The following is a 17,901-nucleotide window of genomic DNA, read 5'->3' as shown; positions in this document are numbered from 1 at the left end:
GCGCAAGAACTCGGCTTTGTTTCCAATACTTGGCAGCTTGCCGAAACGCTGAATTTCAAGAAAGTAACCAATGTTTTGAATGATGCCAAAAACGCTCATTTAAACAGTTTTTTTTTCTGACTAATTGTAACGAAAAAAGTTACAATCATACCTTAAAAAAATCGCACTTTTGGTTTTGCGGATTATACTTCTTACTTCGGGAAGGAAAAGTGTGTTCTTTTATCGGGATAGTCAAGTCAGGTGTACTCCGTTCATACATCAGTAAAGAGGGAGAAGAACATAATAGCGACTTCTATTTTGAGGATTCATTCGTAACCTCCTACCGGAGTTTTCTTACACAGGAAAAGAGTGTAGGAAGCATACAAGCCTTAGAAGATTCATTTATATATTGTCTGGATAAATCAGATTATGACCGTCTGTTGAATGAATCTACCGAGTGGTATAAATTGGGCAAATATATTGCAGACACGCTTTTTATCAATAAATGCCGTAAAGAAACGGCTATGTTGACAGATGATGCCTACAACCGGTATAAACTACTTTTGAAAACCTATCCCAATATAGAACAACATGTTACGCAATATCATATTGCATCTTATTTAAGAATTAGGGCAGAATCTTTAAGTCGAATCAAATCCCTTAACATAGGTCAATGAGTTTATGTCTTTTCTATGCCTACCTTTGCTGCAAAAAAGATATGAATAAAATTATTTTATCTGTATTTGCATTACTCTTATATAGTTGCGGAACGACAAATACAAATATAGTTACGAGGAAAAATCTTCTTTCTCTCCATTTGAACGAAAAGCATACTCTATCCAATATCGTAGTAGAAAGAATAGTCATTCCGAAGGGAGGAAAAGCTGATTATCATTTGCATCCTTGTCCGGTTGTCGGGTATGTTGTCTCGGGAAACTTGTTGTTTCAGATAGACGGTCAGCCTTCTCAATATATGAAAGCAGGAGACGTATTCTATGAACCCAAGAATCAACCCATTGCACATTTTGATAATGCCTCCACTACAAATGAACTCATATTTATTGCGTATTATTTGCTTACTGACAATGAGAAGAAAATAGAGTTACTGCCGAAGAAAGAAGAATAATGTTTACTTATTCTGCCTGAAATTATTCTCTCCACTCGAAATGCTCGATAAGTGGAGGTGTGGGTGTTAGGTCGTAATAATCTAATTGAGTAATAGGCAATCGAAAATAAACCAAGTCTGAGTATGCTTTATAGAGTCGGGGTAAGACAGGGTTATCAAGAAATATCTTCCGGGCTATTGTATCTGCAACATCAAACTTTGCACATCCGGCAACTCTGACCGAAATGTTACCCTCCATAGCAATCAGTTCAATCTGTGGATTGGTTAGGAGTTGACGATACACTTCCTTATGTGGAGAAGTAGCAAAGTAAAGCGTATTCCCTTCTTGTTTCATAATTTGAAACACACGGATTTTAGGTTTGTTGTTCTCAACTGTTGCTAATGCTACTTCCTTGTGTTGCAATAAAAAATCAAATGCTTTTTTCATACCGTAATCAATGAATAGCTTCGGACAATAAATTGTACTGCCCGAAGCTCTTTTTCATGCTGTTTCCTTGTGCTTAATACCCGATAGTGAAACGCTCATAGTGGTGTTTGGGTGTCTCCATTTCGTCAACCATAGCCATGGCATAGTCCTCTACCGAAATGCGGCTATTGCCTTTCTCATCAACGATGAGGTCGTCTTTGCCCAATCGGAACACACCTGTGCGCTGTCCCGGTTCTATGGTTCCTGCGGGTGAGAAGAAAATCCAATCAATCTCCTTTTCATTGATTAATGTATTCAAATAGAACTCGCCCAGTGACCGAACACCTCCCATGATGGCATCAGGGATAACGCCCGAGTCAACCACCGAAGTCCGGGAGCACAGAACAAGGTTCCGGCACCACCTACACACAACAACCTCTTTACGCCGGATTTCTTGACGGCATCCAAAATCAGCGGATAGTTGCGCAGCGTTTCTTCATAGATGTTGGGATTGCTCCATCCCGGGTTATATGCACTGATAACGGCATCCTTTCCCTTGCAGGCATCAACAAGAGCATTCGTATCGGCTACATCTGCCTTTACAACGCTAAGATTTGGACTTGATGCGCTTATTTTTTCGGGATTACGCACCACTGCGGTTACCCGGTGTCCTTTTGCCAACAGTTCGTTCAAGATTGCGGTACCTACAAAACCACTTGCTCCAATTAATGTTACATTTTTCATAATCCTAATATTTTAATTATATCACTTACTAAAAGTTCCTTTGTATCTTTTTGTACTACAAAGGTATGAAGCCTTCATCGACCATGCAAATAGGCACCGGAAAGTCAGCAAATTACATAGAGGTAACTATTGTTGTGCATCAGTAAGTTACAGACAAAAAAAATATTATAAAAAAGTTTCTTACTGTATTAGAAGAGAATTACTTACCTTTGTAGAGTAAATTGACATACATATATTTATGGATAGAACAACGATTGAAGATGCAGTATTTCCCGACTGCCCCATACGAAATATATTAGCCAGACTCTGTGATAAATGGTCTCTTTTAGTCATTTATACGCTGAACAGAGCAGACAAGGAGATGATACGTTTCAAGGAGTTACAACGCGAGATTCCCGACATTTCCCAAAAGATGCTCACCGTTACTTTACGTACATTAGAGGAAGATGGCTACATTGTTCGCACGGTATATCCCGAGGTTCCGCCACGAGTGGAATACGCATTAACCTCCAGAGCGCACTCTCTGCTACCTCATATCAATTCGCTGATAGAGTGGGCTGCTGAGAATCGTAAAGCTATTATACAGGATAGAAAAAAGAAAATTGTCTCCCACACATAAAAGAATGAATAATTTGCGAGCTTTTATCTACTCCATATAATGCAACTGTGAAATTAGGATTTATAATCTCATTCCACGTTTAGGTTTGTTACTCATACGAGCAGCTTTCATCTTCTCTTGTATCAAGTTCCATTGTTGCTTGAACCATTCAAGGATAGGCATTCCATCAATACACAGTTGGAATTTACATGCATACTTGGAGACCTTCTCCACCTTTGCTGTTGCACCGTCCGTTTCGATGTATCGGCGATGTTGCTTGGAGTACAAACTACCCTTGAATGGTACAGGCTTAAAGTGAACAAGTTGTAATACCATCTCATTGGAGAAACCATATCCCTGACACTCCCTTGCGATGGAGAGAAGCCCTCGTACATAAGGGAAATACCTATCCACTTCCTCCATACTCCGCTCTAAGGTGTCGATTTTCATTTCGTATTCATTTCGCAAATCATTCATGCACTGTACATGCTGCTTATCGGCATGAACCTTCTCACGCTGTATGGAGGCTATCTGTTTGTCCTTCTGTTCCAAATCTTGGGTCAGCAGCCTTTTCTCTTCTTCAAGTTTCTCTATTTTCCCTTTCCCGAAAATAGATCCAACTGCAGAATAGATGGCTGTCTTGGTGTCGGTCTTGACTTTTTCCAATCTTTTCGTGTCAATTTCCTTGTTCACTTTCTCCAACTTTTCCTCGGCATCAGCTGTCTTTTGGCTCAGCCGGGTTAGTCCCTGCTCCAACTCCTGTGTTTGTCGTTTTACCTCACGGTAATATTGGGCTGTGGTGATGTGCCGAGCTTCTGAACCCCGAATGCCACGCTCCAATCCGTACGGTTGCATTGCCTGTGCGTAACTGTCGTGATAAGCCACCAACTTTTCACGCGTCAGCACATCATCCGCACAAAGCCGGACATTGTCCGTACTCTTCTTGCGGTATTTCTTTTTACCCGTGTCCTTTTCCTTTCGGGCTTTTCGTCTTTCCCCTTTGACAATGGGAATGACGGTGGCATGGATATGAGGTGTTTTCTCATCCATGTGCAGCACGGCAGAAACAGTATTCTCTCTGCCATAGGTGTCATACAGCCATTGCAGGTTGTCCTCGCACCATTGGTCCAGTTTTCCCTCTTGTACAACCTGCATCAAATCTTCGTGGGTTCCGGAAAGAAGGATTCTAATGGCATGTACCTGATTGTCGGCTATCTTTCGTTTGATTCCGGCTGTCTTGATACGGTGGCTGATGGCCTCATTGCGGTTATTCACACCTTCGGGAAAACGGATGAGTTCCCGGTTGAGGTGCGTGCGGCTGCTGTCCGCATTGCTCGGCATCGTCTTGCGCTCGATATGCTCTGACATTCGCGTGTCGGACGTGCCTTTGACTTTGTCAAACTGTAAACTGATGTATCCCATAATTCTTCGTTTTAACGTGAGTGATACGATACCGTCACGGACGGTCATTCAAAAAAAGGGGGTATCCAAAGGGGGAAGCCCCCTGTGGCTCATTGGGTATTTTTAGCGTTACTTGTAATGCGGCTCGAAAATATCGTGCAAGGTGAGTGCAATCAAACTTGTTTGAATTGCCGAACCGCAGCCGATATTGCGAGAGAAAATGCCCTAATGAGCTATGGTATTAGCGCAACTAATATCCGTGGGCTTCCACCTACATTTTGCGTCCTCGCTGCTTGGGGAGCATTGGCTTCCGTCCGTCATCTTCCGAATCCGGTAGGATAGAGGAAGATGTCGGTCTGTTTGTCTGACTGCTGTCCTGCTTCAGCCTGTGCTGTAAATATTCATTCAAATCCTTACATCCGTGGTAAGACACTGAGGCATCCCGGATGTACAAGTCCCTGCCGTATTCCAAACGAATTTGGCGGACGGCTTCCATCCCTGCATAGTCATTATCCAAAAAACAATGGATGCGTTCATAGCTTCCCAAGGGACGGAGAGCCTTGCTTACATTCGATACGGAGTTCAGCACGATGTAGTCCTGTCCATCCAACTCCGGATTGTTCGGACAGCTCTTCATTCTCAATGTCAGAAAGGAGAGATAATCCATAAATCCCTCGAACACGTAGCAGGTTCTTCTCACTTCTCCCTGTTGTCTGATGTGGGAGATTTCCTTTGGGGCGATGCAACCCTTGAAATATCGGTTGCGGATTTCATATCCGCCCGACAGGTTCGGAAAGGCAATGGCGAAATACCGTTTGCCGTTGTTGGTGAAATGGGCTTCACGGCATTCTCTTTTCGCCAGTGCCGTATTGATTCCCCTTTCCTGTAAATAAGAAAGCAGGGCTGGAGAAGACAGCTCTACGATATCAAGCTGTTGGAAACTCGGTTCGGAATAAGATTGCTTGCGAAAAGAGAAAGATACGGGGCGGACGTGCGGAGTCTGTTCCTCTATGCGTTTGAAAATATGCGGAACACTGTCCGTTGTATAAAGGTGTGCTGCCAATGTGATGATGTTGCCACCTATTCCAAGCCCGAAATCGTACCATTGCTCACGTTCGGTGTTTACTTTGAAAGAAGGGTCGTTCTCTTCCCTGAACGGAGATTTGTACCAGAGGTTTACACCCTGCTGTTTTACGGGAGAATATCCCAGACTGTGCAGATAGTCTGCAAGTTTGATTTGTTTGGCTTCTTGTATGGTCATTGTGAATTGTGTTTACGATGAATGATTATTTTCTTTTCGCCCGTGCCTGTTTATAAATAGGAAACGGTCTGTATTTACTTTGCTTTACAGCCGTATATATAGAGTACGGTCTTAAAGTAAAGTGATGGGGGAATGAAACCAGCCACTTCACTCTGCACCTTAATATATACACCCCTGTAAGTAAAGTGAAGTGGTGGCTCAATAGTGAAAGTCTGGAGCAAAGCGATATTTCCTTCCATTCTCCTGTACAATCATCCGTTTGTTTTTGAGCATGGTTATCAGACTTACCGTCTTGTTGGTACTCAACTGCACCCCGACCGAAGAATAGGCATCCTGCAATGCTTTGGTGAGTTGCTGGTAGCCGTATTCCTCTTGCAGGGTAAAAACTGCTTCAAGAGCGATGCGGTGCTGTTGTTCGGAGATGTCTTTGTAGGGGTCAAACTTCTCTCTTTTGGCATTGCCTCCTTCTTTCCCCAAGAGTTGATAGTCGGTGATGAGTTCGGGTAATGCCTGCTCGTTGATACGAAAGGCAAAAGGCGCAAAATCCATTGCCCGGATATGTGCCGCTTTTACCGTACTGATGTCCGGCATCTTTGCATCCTTTTCTACCAACAATACCGTTTCCGCCTTATTGCTCAATTCCGTTCCGATATGTCCTCTCGCATTCTCATCCCCTTTGTTCTGATGCAGGATGGTATGGATGTGAATTTGTCTGTCATCCGTCCATTGCATCAGTTTGGAAATGATTCGGGTAGATTCGCCCGGGCTGTTGATGTCGTACACCATATCCCGTATCCCGTCAATGACCACCAAGCCCAAATCGGGCGTGTTATAAATAGCCTGCTCAACGGCAGCAATACGTTCCTTGGGTGTGTATTTGCGCAAAGCCAGAAATTCAAGACGCTCACAATCCTTATCGGGTGGAAGTTCAGCCATAAGTAAAATGCGCTCCATTACTTTCAAGCAATGGTAAGGACTTTGCTCGGTATCCACATAGAGAATCTTGCGTTTTTCTTCCGGAAGTTCGGCTGCATACATCAAGACCGTACCATTTTTCAAAGCAGCTGCCACGATTGCCGATACGTTAAATGTTTTCTTGCTCTTGGCTTTACCAATAGATGCACTGAAATTTCCCAACGTACCCACGACCGCTCCGTTTGCTTTGAGGATTTCAGGAGCCTTTTCGCATTTCATTTGGATACTCAACCTCGAAGCCTGCCAAATGACGATGGCATTCTCCTTGGTGATTTCTTCTGTTCTGTCGTAATACTCCATAGCCTACTTCTTTAAGGGATGATTCATTGTATAGGCTTGGGCTTCCTGCTTGATTTGCTCCTTTGTCTTCACGGGATTTTGACGTAACCATGCTTCCAGCTCAGTCCTCTCGAAGTAGAGCATTTTCCCCTGCGGTTTATAATGAGGAATAAGATTACCTGCCGTCAGCTTATAGAGATAGCTTTTCGACAGATTGAGAAATGCACTGGCTTCTTCAAAGCTCAATACATTCTTAGTTTGAAACAAAGTTCGTTCGAGTTCTTCCACTCGCATCTCTAAGGTCTTTTCCATTTTTCAATTGGTTTTTGAGGTGAAACAATGGAAGGTGCGCACCCTCGTTTGTGTTATAACGAGGGCAAAATTAGAGATGAATGAAAGAATGGGAGTTGAGCAATGTTTGACCTCTCAACCTTTGGTCAATGTTTCTTCAATTCTTTGATGTATTTGTCAATGATTTCGCTTCCTTTCGGTGAAGGTTTGGCACTGTCGTTGGCTGATGAGAGGTCAGTACGGGACAAGGGTGCTTTCTTGGCTTTACCTAATACCAAACGGTTGTAGGCTATGACAGCCTGCCATTCGCCGGTGATGTATTCCCGGTAAGAGAGTTACGACATGAAATAAGCCAACAAGCGATTGTTGTTGGATATAAGAACGCCTTCCAGCTTTCCTTCAAAGAAGTCGGTGAGAATTTCAGGTGTCAAAGTTGTGGTAAACATTCGGGAACGGTTCACGCATTCCGTCAGCAGCTTTATCTGCCATGCTTCAAGTGTATGATGAAACGGATTGGATGTTCCCACCACTGTTTTCTTTTTTGGACGGTAAGTTTCAACTTCTTCGGCAATCATTGTAGATTCGTCATCTTGCTGAATGGTATGTGCTTTCAGCAAACAACTTTCAATCTGTTGGTATAGAAAATGGGAATACCTTTCCAGCACGATGGCACGAACGACAATGGAGAAGTAGGGAAGTTCTTCGTCGTATGCCGTGTGATTGGCAGTAAATGTTGAGAGTTGGAAATGGAGGGGAGAGTATGAGATCCACTTCGATTTTTGTTCCTTATCCAATGATTCGTAGAATGTGCTTTCCCATAAAAATTCCTTTTCATGATAGTATTGTTGCACACAGGCAATAACCGGATAGGTAAGATAGAGTTGCGAGAGTTCATCGGTGATACGGATGGATTCATCTTGGAGCATAGACTTCAATCGGGAAAATTCCAACACAGACTTTTTCCGAATGATACTTTCTTCATAAAAGGTGTAGAGCGATGAGATGCAAAGATTCATCACTCGTTGTACAATCTCAAAGCGTTTCTTTGTCTCCAAATCTTCCATCGTGGTAAAATATGAGTGGTTCTATGCTACAAAGTTAGTGTATTCGGCAGTCAATCAGGCAAGAAAAGGCAGATAAAAAGAATGTACGAAGAGAATAAGGGTTAATTAAATATAAATCTATATCTTTGTTTCGCTCGAAAAGTACACTTTCCTAAGTTTCAGTTACTTAGTACACTTTTAGTACGCTTTATAAAAGTAAAAATCCTTGTAAATCAGTGATTTACAAGGATTTTATCGTACCCAGAGCCGGGATCGAACCGGCACGCCTTTCGGCATTGGTGTTTGAGACCAACGCGTCTACCAATTCCGCCATCTGGGCCTCAATCGGACTGCAAATATAGAACTTTTTTTTTATTCTGCAAAATTTCTATCGGCTTAAATTCAAAAATTTATAATGCTCCCATAGCAGGCGTATCTCTCCATAGCCAAAATCCTCAGGAAGTATTGCTTTCCAAGCTGAAAGACTGTCTTGTGGATTCTCATTGAAAATCTTTTCAAACTTTTCTATTTTCGATTTGGAAGTTACTCTCTCTAATTCCAAAAGCCCTTGACTTGCAAATTTCGCCAAATGCCCATATATGGTAGCTTCTACCAATCCTCTTTCTTTGGCTATCTCAGCAATTGTCTTTCCTTGTTCTAACATTTGAAAACTAATGATATGTGTCGGCTGTTTCTTCGGCTTCACATCGTTTTTGAGCTCCTCGATATTGAACAATGGCTCTTCCATTAGTTTTAGATTTTGGATAATTTCAAGGTATTCCTCCAAATCGTCCAAAAGTACTTTGAAATCAACATTATAAGCTTTTAGCCCTTTTTGTCCTTTCGTTTGTTGGTAAAAATCAAATAATGGCTGTAGAACTTTATCCTTAACCTCTGTAAAGAAAAACTTGGCTGCACCTTTCGACTTTTCTTCTATCGCTTTCCATTCTTCTTTTTGGTGGGTGAAATCCCAAGTTTTCTTTCGTAATATTTTATCAAATTTAGAATGGACTTCTATTAAGTTTTCCAATGCAGATTTTACACTAATATAAATTCCTTTTGCAGCCTCTTTGTTCAAATCTCTACTTACCAAAGACTGGTTGTGCCATTGTTCTAAATCCTTTTTAATCCAATTGCAGTCCGTGCTTCTTAGCACTTTGTCGATAGAATAATTGTACTTATCTTGATGAATGATTTCTGATAAGCGAGTATTGGCATTCGTTTCATTTTGAAAATTAACGACCCTTGCGTCATTGAATATAACGGATTCGGATATTTTGGATTTCAAAACGATACCCTCCAAAGTTCTACATCTGGACAATGCCACATAAACCTGACCAGAGGCGAAAGATTTCCCTGCATCTACAATGACTCTATCAAAGGTAAGTCCCTGGCTTTTGTGTATGGTAACCGCCCACGCCAATCGGATAGGATATTGGACAAAACTCCCCAAAACTTCCTCTTCTACCTCTCTGTTCTTATTTATAGAATAGCGCTTGTGCTCCCAGGTTTCTTTTTTCAGAAGATATTCCTCTGTATCTCCTTCTATTTTTACCCAAATTTCCTCTTTGGTCAAGTGTGTTACTTGGGCTAATTTTCCATTAAAATATTTACGCTCGCCACTGGCATCATTTCTTATAAACATAATCTGTGCTCCTACTTTTAGCTGAAGTTCCAGGTCATTAGGATATTGGTTTTCATTAAAAGTTCCTTTTATACCGGCTTTGTAGAAATAAGGTTTAGAATTTAATTCTTCTAATTTTTTCTCATTGATACCGTCAGCAATTCTATTGTGGGAAGTGAGATATACATAGCGTTCCTTATCCGGCGGCTGGAAGTCTTCTATATATCGGGCATTAAGTTTTTCATAATTAGCACGACTGAGTTTGCCGTCTCTTATTTCATTGAGAATGGAGAGGAAAGTATCGTCTGTCTGTCTGTATATCTTAGTGAGTTCTATTGTAACGATTTTAATATCCTCAAAAGCCTTGGCACTGAAAAAGAAAGGCGTATCGTAATATTTTTTGAGATGATGCTCGTCCCTTACCACAGGCGGCAGCTGGAACAAATCTCCAATGAATAGCATCTGTATCCCACCAAATCTCTCCGAGCTCCGCCGAGCGTTTCTAAGTGCGAAATCCATCATATCCAAAACATCCGCACGCAGCATAGAGACCTCGTCGATGATAATCATTTCAAGCTCTCGGAGTAATTTTAGTTTATTTTTTCTAAACTTAAAATGTTTAACCAAATCCAAAATATTATTCCCCATATTCTCATCTATGCGTTCTATGGTAGGAAAAAATGAGCGAAGCGGCAGCCCAAACATCGAGTGAATCGTAACACCTCCAGCATTGATGGCAGCTATTCCGGTAGGAGCAAGTACAATGTATTTTTTATGAGTCTTACGCACAAAATCACTTAGAAAAGTAGTCTTACCTGTACCTGCTTTCCCCGTAAGAAAAACATTCCGCCCTGTATATTCAAGAAGTTCAAATATTGCTTTGGTATCCATATTACGACAAAGATAAGGATTTAAGCTCTATCAAAAATAGTTTGTATATGATATTTTATAAACCAATATCCCAAGCAAATACTTACCATAAATCAAATCAATATTCACAAATACTTTTATCACCACAAAACACTATAAATAAACATCATAAACAAAAAAGTAAAAAAATCTTTTGGATATATATATTGTTTTTTGTAGTATTGCAACGAAAACGAGGCATAAGAAATGTCGAAGAAAGACACCAACATATCAAATCTTAGAAATATACTCACAGCAAGTAAGCATATTTCTTTGGCTTCAGGTTTAGATTTAGTCAGATCTGAAGTTTTTGTGTTGTCTTTTGATAATAGAAACTGGCGATGGTCTCTACGCTTTAGCTATGCACACAAGACCGTCCCGAATATGATCATACAGCAATAACAAATATTCTTTTTTAACGAAATATTAGATCTCTCGAGGTATAAAGTCTAAAGTGCTTTTGTCTCGAGAGATTTTTTTTATAAATAAATTCAATTTTTAACAATTAAAATTTTTAACATGAAAGATTGTACTAAACCAACAGGGGAAAAAGTGGAGAAACGAAAAAGATTTCTTTTAGATGAAAACGAAATCCCACGCCATTGGTATAATATCGTAGCAGATATGCCTACTAAACCGCAACCTATGCTACACCCGGGCACCAAACGACCAATGACGGTGGAAGAAATGAGTCCTATTTTCGGGGAAGAACTATCCCGACAAGAGCTGAATCAAAAAGACACATGGATTGAGATTCCTCACGAAGTACGAGAATTATATAAAAACTATAGGAGCACCCCTCTTGTAAGAGCTTACGCCTTAGAAAAAGCCTTAGGCACTCCGGCTCATATTTATTTTAAGAACGAATCGGTATCGCCTGTTGGCTCGCATAAAATAAATTCGGCTATAGCCCAAGCTTACTATGCACAGAAAGAAGGAACCACACATCTTACCACAGAAACAGGTGCCGGACAATGGGGTGCGGCTTTATCCTATGCTGCAAAAGTATTTGGAATAGAAGCTGCTGTGTATCAGGTAAAAATTTCATACGAACAGAAACCTTACAGACGAAGCATTATGCAAACTTTTGGTGCTCAGGTTACACCCTCGCCGTCTATGTCTACAAGGGCGGGGAAAGATATTTTAACAAAAACGCCAAACCATCAAGGCTCTTTGGGAACGGCAATTAGCGAAGCCTTGGAATTAGCCCAAACGACGCTAAATTGCAAATATTCATTAGGCTCTGTTCTAAATTTTGTAACCCTCCACCAGACCGTCATTGGTCTTGAAGCAGAGAAGCAAATGCAGATGGCAGGAGAATATCCCGATATTGTTATAGGCTGTTTTGGAGGAGGGTCTAATTTCGGAGGCTCTGCATATCCTTTTATGAGGCATACCCTGAGAAAAGGAGTAAAAACCCGCTTTATAGCTGCAGAACCTGCGTCTTGCCCCAAACTTACGAGAGGAGAATTCCGATATGATTTTGGTGATGAGGCAGGATATACACCGCTATTACCTATGTTTACATTAGGTCACAAGTTTGTACCAAGTAATATTCACGCCGGCGGACTCCGCTATCACGGTGCAGGAGTTATCATTTCGCAATTATTAAAAGATCAATTGGTAGAAGCTGTAGATATCCCTCAAATAGAGAGCTTCGAAGCCGGGCAGTTATTTGCACACACCGAAGGGATTATACCAGCTCCTGAAAGCAATCACGCCATAGCAGCAGCAATAAGAGAAGCTAAAAAATGTATAAAAACAGGAGAAAAGAAAGTCATTTTGTTCACGCTTTCCGGACACGGATTGATAGATATGAGTGCCTATGACAGTTTCTTATCGGGTGATTTGCAAGACCACGAACTCTCTGATAATGAGATAAAAAAGAATCTTACAGATTAAGCTATATTTGAAAAAAGCAGTGGAATATTAAAATAGCACAATCCACTGCTTTTTAGATTTTTTTTATTTCTAAACCAGAATAGCTTTTAATGTCTTAAGAATAACATTTATATCTTTGAATAAACTTCTATTTTCTATATATTTGAGATTGATTGATAATTTGGCAGGCATAATGACATCTATATAATATTTCTCCGGCTCTGATTGCTTAGATAAAATCTCATTTTCATTCCTATATTCTATAGAGGCTAAGTCCGTAATTCCGGGGCGGACATTCAATACTTTTCTCTGTTCGTCATTATATAAATCGACATATTTTCTTACCTCCGGACGAGGTCCTACAAAACTCATATCGCCAAGAAAAACATTTATAAGCTGAGGAAGTTCGTCTATTTTGTATTTACGAAGGTAGTAGCCTACATTAGTTACCCTCGGGTCTCGACCTCCTACTGTGAGCAAACCTTTCTTATCCGAGTCCACATACATCGTTCGAAATTTGAAAATACGGAAATCTCTACCAAACCGCCCTACCCTATTCTGCCTATAAAACACGCCACCTTTTGAGGTAAAAGCGATTATCAAAGCTATTCCCAATAATACCGGGGATATTACCAACAATCCGATAAATGAAAAAATAAAATCAAATATTCTTTTCATCTCCGCTCTTTATTTTTTCTACAGCCTTTACCACTGATGCTATTACAGTATCTACATCCTCATCGGATAAATCATAGTAAACCGGAAGTGAAATTTCGCATTCCCAAAGTGCTTTCGCCATAGGATATTCATCAAGATTATACCCTAAGCCTTGATAATAAGATAATAATGGCAATGGTTTGTAATGAACATTTACGGATACATTTTGTCCAAAGATTTCTTGTATTATCAGATTTCTTTCTTCCAGCGTAACATCTTTGATTCGTAATAAATACAAATGATAAGAGGTTTCTCTGTTTTCATCAATGAAAAGCGGCGTTATAGCCCAATCGTATTTATTGAGCGCCTCTGTATATTTTTGGAATATCTCTTTTCTTCTGCTCAGGGTTTCATCATCATATCTATCCAACTCGATAAGTCCTATGGCTGCCAAAATATCTGTCATATTACACTTAAAGCCAGCATCTATAACATCGTATTCCCAATTGCCTATTTGGTATTTCGCTAATGCATCTTTGTTCTGCCCATGTAGAGACAAGGTATTAAGTCTATTGTAAATCTCTTCATTATCAAAAGGTGCCGGCATATTGATGCATATAGCGCCCCCCTCTGCAGTGGTAAGATTCTTAACCGCGTGGAATGAAAACACAGTAAAATCCGCTTTCGAACCTATTTTTTTCCCTTTATACTTAGCCCCAAAAGAATGTGCCGCATCCGACAATATCAGGATTCTACCCAATTGCTTCTGAACTTCTGTGGTAGGATTAAACTTAGACCGAACACTTGGTTTATTTACAATGTTTCTTATCTCTTCGTAATTCACGGGTAAACCGCCGACATCCACCGGTATAATCGCTTTTGTTTTTTCCGTAATATAAGGTTCTATTTTGGAAACATCAATTCCGAAATCCGAGCTCACATCCACCATAATCACCTTAGCACCTCTATGCCTTACTATATTCGCCGTAGCACAATAGGTATAGACCGGTACAATTACCTCATCGCCCTCCCTGATGCCAAACCAATATAGTACAAGCTCCGCACCTGTAGTCCAAGAGTTTACCGCCAAGACCTTATCTACCCCGCAATAGTCCGCCAGTTTACTTTCAAACAATTTGGTTCGTGGTCCGGTAGTGATCCAGCCCGATTCTAAAGCATCTACTACTTCATTGATGATTTTATCGTCTATCCTTGGTGGTGAGAATGGTATTATTTTATTAGTCATTTTGCATTGTATTTAGAAATTTAACTGCTAATTTTGAATATGTTTGGTGTTTTAATATGTATTTTTTACCATTATTACCCAACTTGCATCTCTCCTCATCGGAAAGTGAAAGTAGTTCTCTAATTCCATTGGCTATGGCTTGAGGATTTTCTGCTTCTACACTTATTCCACAATCGGCATCTTGTACCAAATTATTCCCTGCATTAATGGCATAGCAAATCGGTTTTCCCGCCATCATATAGTCCATCAACTTGTTAGGACTTACGCCAAATCTAAACAATGGCTGATATTTAAGCCCTATGTAAGCAATATCAAAATATTGAAGAAGAGAAGGTATTTCATATTTAGAAATTGGATCAAAGAAATACACATTCTCTATATGTTCCCGATTTTTTTTCTCTATTAGGTTGTCTTTTTCTAGGCCCTTACCCACCAATACGAACACTACATTTTTGTTTTCTTGTAACAATTTTGCGGCATCTAAAAATGAATCCAAAGCATTGGGAAGACCGTGGGCACCTGTATAAGCAACAATCTTTTTTCCTTCTTCTTTTACCTTCGTAACGAATTGCTTTAATGGCCCTTCCGATAGAGGTTTGCTATTGACATCCGCCCAATCTTCTTCTACAATTCCATTAGGTACTATTGACAGCTTAGACAAATCCAATCCTCTGCTCTTCATATAATCATGCACATTAGGAAGCATAGAAACCACTTTATCCGAGTGTTTATAAGCGAAATCTTCTGCCCGCTGGCATATCATAATAAACGGATGATTTTTTGACATTCCTCCAAGTTCTATAGGGGAAAGCGGCCATAAATCGTGCACTTCAAATATCAGTTGGGCTTTTGCTTTTTTAGCAATTCTACCAGCCCCCCATATATCCATAGGATAAGTACTCGAAGCAATGACTACATCAGGCTTAATCTCCTTCACTATATTTTTCGTATCACCCCATAATGCCTTTAAGAATTGGAATATATTGTACACCCTTCCTAAACCATTGGTATCATAAGGTTTGGTCTTATACCAAATATAATTAACGCCGTCTATATTTTCTTTTTTGTTCTTTCCGTTTATGTCTATTTCACGCCTTAAATGTGAATAGCTGGATGCTAATATCGTAACATTATGCCCCTGCTTCACCCATTCCTTAGCCATATGATAAGGACGAAACTCCATTCCATAATTAGGGGAACCCGCATAATGATTTATTAGTAATATATTCATTATTTATATTCTAACAATTGTTTTATAATATTCTCGCTCGCTTGCCCACCACCATACAAATCGGCATCAAAATCTTTCGCAAACAAATTATCTTTGTCATTATAAGTAGATATTATCTTATCCTTATCTGCACCGGCTAATACATTAAATTTATGCTCTACCAATTCAATCCATTCCGTTTCGTCTCTGAGTGTTATACATGGTTTTTTAAAGAAAAATGCTTCCTTCTGCAGTCCGCCGCTGTCTGTCATCACCAATTTACAATGACCTATCAGCCAAACCATTTGCAGATAACCCAAAGGCTCCACGATTAGAATATTATCCGAAATATTTACGCCCTTTTCTTCTACGATTTTCTTTGTACGAGGATGTAGCGGTAATACAATTTGTGTTTCTTTAGAAATTTCATTCAGTGCTTCGAATATATTTTTTAGTCGGGATAAGCTATCTGTATTCTCCGCACGATGGATGGTACATAAAATAAAATCTTTCTCTATATCAAATGGTGGTTTCTGCATTAGAGTAGAATAGAACATGGCTCCATCTTGCATCACATCACCGCTATTTACAATTTTACACTCAAAATTCTCAAAGCCTTCTTTCAAAAGATTATCAACAGCCGTTTTAGTAGGGCAAAATAATATCTGGCTAACCCTATCCGTAAGTATTCTATTGATTTCTTCCGGCATTTTCATATTGAAACTCCTGAGCCCAGCTTCTATATGGGCTAATTTTATATGCAGTTTACTCGCCACGATAGCTCCTGCCAATGTAGAGTTGGTATCTCCATAGACCATTATCCAGTCCGGATTTTCTTTCAGTGCAACTTCCTCTATTTTCTCAATCATCTGTCCGGTCATAGCACCGTGAGATTTTCCCCCTATCCCTAAGAAATAGTCAGGCTTAGGAATTTTCATTTCCTCAAAAAAAATATTGCTCATATTAGCATCGTAATGTTGCCCTGTATGCACTATAATTTCTTTGATTGTATTATGCTTGGCTATTTCTCTACTTATAGATCCGGCTTTTATGAACTGAGGTCTCGCCCCTAATATTGTTAAGATTTTCATATTTCTGATTATTTCTTATTTTTTTTGACAAAATTATAGCTAATAAAATCCAATACCCTTCGCTAGAATACAAAGATAACGAAAAAAATGTTTGAAAAAAATATTGTAAAAATAAAAATACAACCCATACTTCTTGATGTTTTATTTTTAAATATAGAAACACACTATAAATAGCTTTAATATTTATAAATAAAAATAAAATTCCTCCTATTACCCCCATTGTCATAATAGACTCTAAAAATAGATTATGAGGATATGTCGAGTGAAGAGTCTTTGTTTTAATAAACATATTGGAGCCTTGCCAAAAATGTTCTTTAATACTATCAATCGTATATTTTAGTATCTCCATTCTTTGTTGCTTAGAAGCATCATTATTAGTAAATAAAAAATCATAAATTCTATGATAAATAGAAAAATCACTATTAAAGAATAAAAATAAGATAAACAAAATCGAACTTATTATAAAATAAACATTTTTAAAAACCCTAGGTATTCCAAATAAAATAATATAAAGGAATAAAAGCACAAAAAAGAAAAATAAAGGCCCTTTACTCCCCGTAATGATACAGCTAAAAAGCCCCATATAAAAAGATACAATACAAATAATATCCCATTTTCCTTTTAAATATTCATACAAAAAAACAGACAATATCGAAAAAGAAACACCTACCTGTGCATAAATTATTGGCCAAAAAGATGTAATTCCACTAATTCTGTATGATATATTAGAATAATCTGTAAATAAAATATTTACAACATTGAAAATCCCTAAAGAAAACCAAGTACCCCAAAGAATAAATTTCCAATTAATTTTTTCTTTTGGAATAAAGAATATACTTAAAGCCGGTATAACCGAGATAAATATTAAATATCCAAAATAATGATAAATAGGTTTATCATAGACAATATGATATTTAAAAAAATCTACACATAGATTTAAAAAATATAAAATAAAAAATAATAATAGTATATAGAAAATATAAGTTTGTTTTACATATTTATTCTTAAAAATTATATAACCACTCAACGAGAGCACTACTATTCGCTCTATATAATTTATAGAATTAGTATTCAAAAAATATGGTGTTAAAGCAGATAAAAAATATCCCGATAACATCAAGATAATTGTAATATCATATATAGAAACTACTTTTCTAAACGAATTCCACCTCTGTAACAT

The 17,901-nt window shown here is 39.0% G+C and carries 19 protein-coding genes and 1 tRNA gene; 5 read left to right on the top strand and 15 right to left on the bottom strand.

What is annotated here, in order from left to right; translation table 11 throughout:
* The first annotated feature begins 116 nt into the window (after positions 1–116).
* Together BLS89_RS01485 and BLS89_RS01480 are read left to right on the top strand one after the other, a co-directional pair.
* Positions 117–656: a Crp/Fnr family transcriptional regulator gene (locus tag BLS89_RS01485; protein ID WP_092735727.1), complete on the top strand. Its 540-nt coding sequence runs from the start codon at positions 117–119 to the stop codon at positions 654–656.
* Positions 657–697: 41 nt separating this feature from the next.
* Entirely contained in the window at positions 698–1,105 is a 408-nt protein-coding gene (locus tag BLS89_RS01480; protein WP_092735726.1) for a cupin domain-containing protein, read from the top strand.
* 22 nt (positions 1,106–1,127) lie between these two features.
* Here BLS89_RS01480 and BLS89_RS01475 read toward each other — a convergent pair whose 3' ends face one another.
* The 3 genes from BLS89_RS01475 to BLS89_RS01470 all read right to left on the bottom strand — a co-directional run bounded on the left by BLS89_RS01475 (position 1,128) and on the right by BLS89_RS01470 (position 2,255).
* Positions 1,128–1,532, bottom strand: coding sequence for a pyridoxamine 5'-phosphate oxidase family protein (locus tag BLS89_RS01475; RefSeq protein WP_092735725.1), 405 nt, complete (start codon positions 1,530–1,532; stop codon positions 1,128–1,130).
* 73 nt (positions 1,533–1,605) lie between these two features.
* Positions 1,606–1,830 carry an NAD(P)-dependent oxidoreductase gene (locus BLS89_RS10890; protein ID WP_245688769.1) on the bottom strand — a complete coding sequence of 75 codons (225 nt, stop codon included), beginning with the start codon at positions 1,828–1,830 and terminating at the stop codon, positions 1,606–1,608.
* Positions 1,827–2,255, bottom strand: coding sequence for an NAD(P)-dependent oxidoreductase (locus tag BLS89_RS01470; protein WP_245688768.1), 429 nt, complete (start codon positions 2,253–2,255; stop codon positions 1,827–1,829). Before BLS89_RS01470 ends, BLS89_RS10890 begins: the two co-directional genes overlap by 4 nt.
* A 238-nt stretch (positions 2,256–2,493) precedes the next feature.
* On the opposite strand from BLS89_RS01470, the gene BLS89_RS01465 reads away from it, so the two are divergent.
* Complete coding sequence (locus tag BLS89_RS01465; RefSeq protein ID WP_092735724.1) at positions 2,494–2,874, top strand: winged helix-turn-helix transcriptional regulator; 381 nt, start codon at positions 2,494–2,496, stop codon at positions 2,872–2,874.
* 60 nt (positions 2,875–2,934) lie between these two features.
* On the opposite strand, the gene mobV is transcribed toward BLS89_RS01465, so the two are convergent.
* From mobV to BLS89_RS01430, 7 genes are all read right to left on the bottom strand, one after another.
* Positions 2,935–4,275 carry a MobV family relaxase gene (gene mobV / locus BLS89_RS01460; RefSeq protein ID WP_092735749.1) on the bottom strand — a complete coding sequence of 447 codons (1,341 nt, stop codon included), beginning with the start codon at positions 4,273–4,275 and terminating at the stop codon, positions 2,935–2,937.
* Positions 4,276–4,525: 250 nt separating this feature from the next.
* The gene (locus BLS89_RS01455) at positions 4,526–5,515 is read right to left on the bottom strand and encodes a toprim domain-containing protein (RefSeq protein ID WP_092735723.1); all 990 of its coding nucleotides are present in this window, start codon (positions 5,513–5,515) and stop codon (positions 4,526–4,528) included.
* Between the two features lie 198 nt (positions 5,516–5,713).
* On the bottom strand, positions 5,714–6,790 hold the full coding sequence (locus tag BLS89_RS01450; protein ID WP_092735722.1) for an AAA family ATPase: 1,077 nt from the start codon (positions 6,788–6,790) through the stop codon (positions 5,714–5,716).
* Between the two features lie 3 nt (positions 6,791–6,793).
* A complete protein-coding gene (locus tag BLS89_RS01445; protein WP_092735721.1) occupies positions 6,794–7,081 on the bottom strand; it encodes a helix-turn-helix domain-containing protein in 288 nt (95 codons plus the stop codon).
* A 314-nt stretch (positions 7,082–7,395) separates the two neighbouring features.
* Entirely contained in the window at positions 7,396–8,124 is a 729-nt protein-coding gene (locus tag BLS89_RS01440) for a hypothetical protein (protein ID WP_092735720.1), read from the bottom strand.
* A gap of 237 nt (positions 8,125–8,361) precedes the next feature.
* Positions 8,362–8,443, bottom strand: a tRNA-Leu gene (locus BLS89_RS01435).
* A 48-nt stretch (positions 8,444–8,491) separates the two neighbouring features.
* On the bottom strand, positions 8,492–10,618 hold the full coding sequence (locus tag BLS89_RS01430) for a helix-turn-helix domain-containing protein (RefSeq protein ID WP_092735719.1): 2,127 nt from the start codon (positions 10,616–10,618) through the stop codon (positions 8,492–8,494).
* A gap of 225 nt (positions 10,619–10,843) precedes the next feature.
* Here BLS89_RS01430 and BLS89_RS10370 point away from each other — a divergent pair, with 225 nt between their 5' ends.
* Positions 10,844–11,038 carry a hypothetical protein gene (locus BLS89_RS10370; protein WP_143017704.1) on the top strand — a complete coding sequence of 65 codons (195 nt, stop codon included), beginning with the start codon at positions 10,844–10,846 and terminating at the stop codon, positions 11,036–11,038.
* A gap of 117 nt (positions 11,039–11,155) precedes the next feature.
* Entirely contained in the window at positions 11,156–12,538 is a 1,383-nt protein-coding gene (locus BLS89_RS01425; protein ID WP_092735718.1) for a TrpB-like pyridoxal phosphate-dependent enzyme, read from the top strand.
* A 69-nt stretch (positions 12,539–12,607) separates the two neighbouring features.
* Here BLS89_RS01425 and BLS89_RS01420 read toward each other — a convergent pair whose 3' ends face one another.
* The 5 genes from BLS89_RS01420 to BLS89_RS01400 are packed head-to-tail and all read right to left on the bottom strand — an operon-like array spanning position 12,608 to position 17,901.
* The gene (locus BLS89_RS01420; protein ID WP_092735717.1) at positions 12,608–13,195 is read right to left on the bottom strand and encodes a sugar transferase; all 588 of its coding nucleotides are present in this window, start codon (positions 13,193–13,195) and stop codon (positions 12,608–12,610) included.
* Complete coding sequence (locus BLS89_RS01415) at positions 13,179–14,420, bottom strand: DegT/DnrJ/EryC1/StrS family aminotransferase (RefSeq protein WP_245688767.1); 1,242 nt, start codon at positions 14,418–14,420, stop codon at positions 13,179–13,181. Before BLS89_RS01415 ends, BLS89_RS01420 begins: the two co-directional genes overlap by 17 nt.
* A complete protein-coding gene (locus BLS89_RS01410) occupies positions 14,413–15,651 on the bottom strand; it encodes a glycosyltransferase family 4 protein (RefSeq protein ID WP_092735716.1) in 1,239 nt (412 codons plus the stop codon). Before BLS89_RS01410 ends, BLS89_RS01415 begins: the two co-directional genes overlap by 8 nt.
* Entirely contained in the window at positions 15,651–16,721 is a 1,071-nt protein-coding gene (gene wecB, locus BLS89_RS01405; RefSeq protein ID WP_092735715.1) for a non-hydrolyzing UDP-N-acetylglucosamine 2-epimerase, read from the bottom strand. The genes BLS89_RS01410 and wecB overlap by 1 nt, the downstream gene beginning before the upstream one ends.
* Positions 16,660–17,901, bottom strand: a complete 1,242-nt coding sequence (locus BLS89_RS01400) for an O-antigen ligase family protein (protein ID WP_092735714.1) — start codon at positions 17,899–17,901, stop codon at positions 16,660–16,662. Before BLS89_RS01400 ends, wecB begins: the two co-directional genes overlap by 62 nt.

Source organism: Riemerella columbipharyngis, assembly GCF_900101995.1.
Classification (GTDB): Bacteria; Bacteroidota; Bacteroidia; order Flavobacteriales; family Weeksellaceae; genus Riemerella; species Riemerella columbipharyngis.
This window is presented reverse-complemented; position numbering and strand designations above follow the sequence as displayed.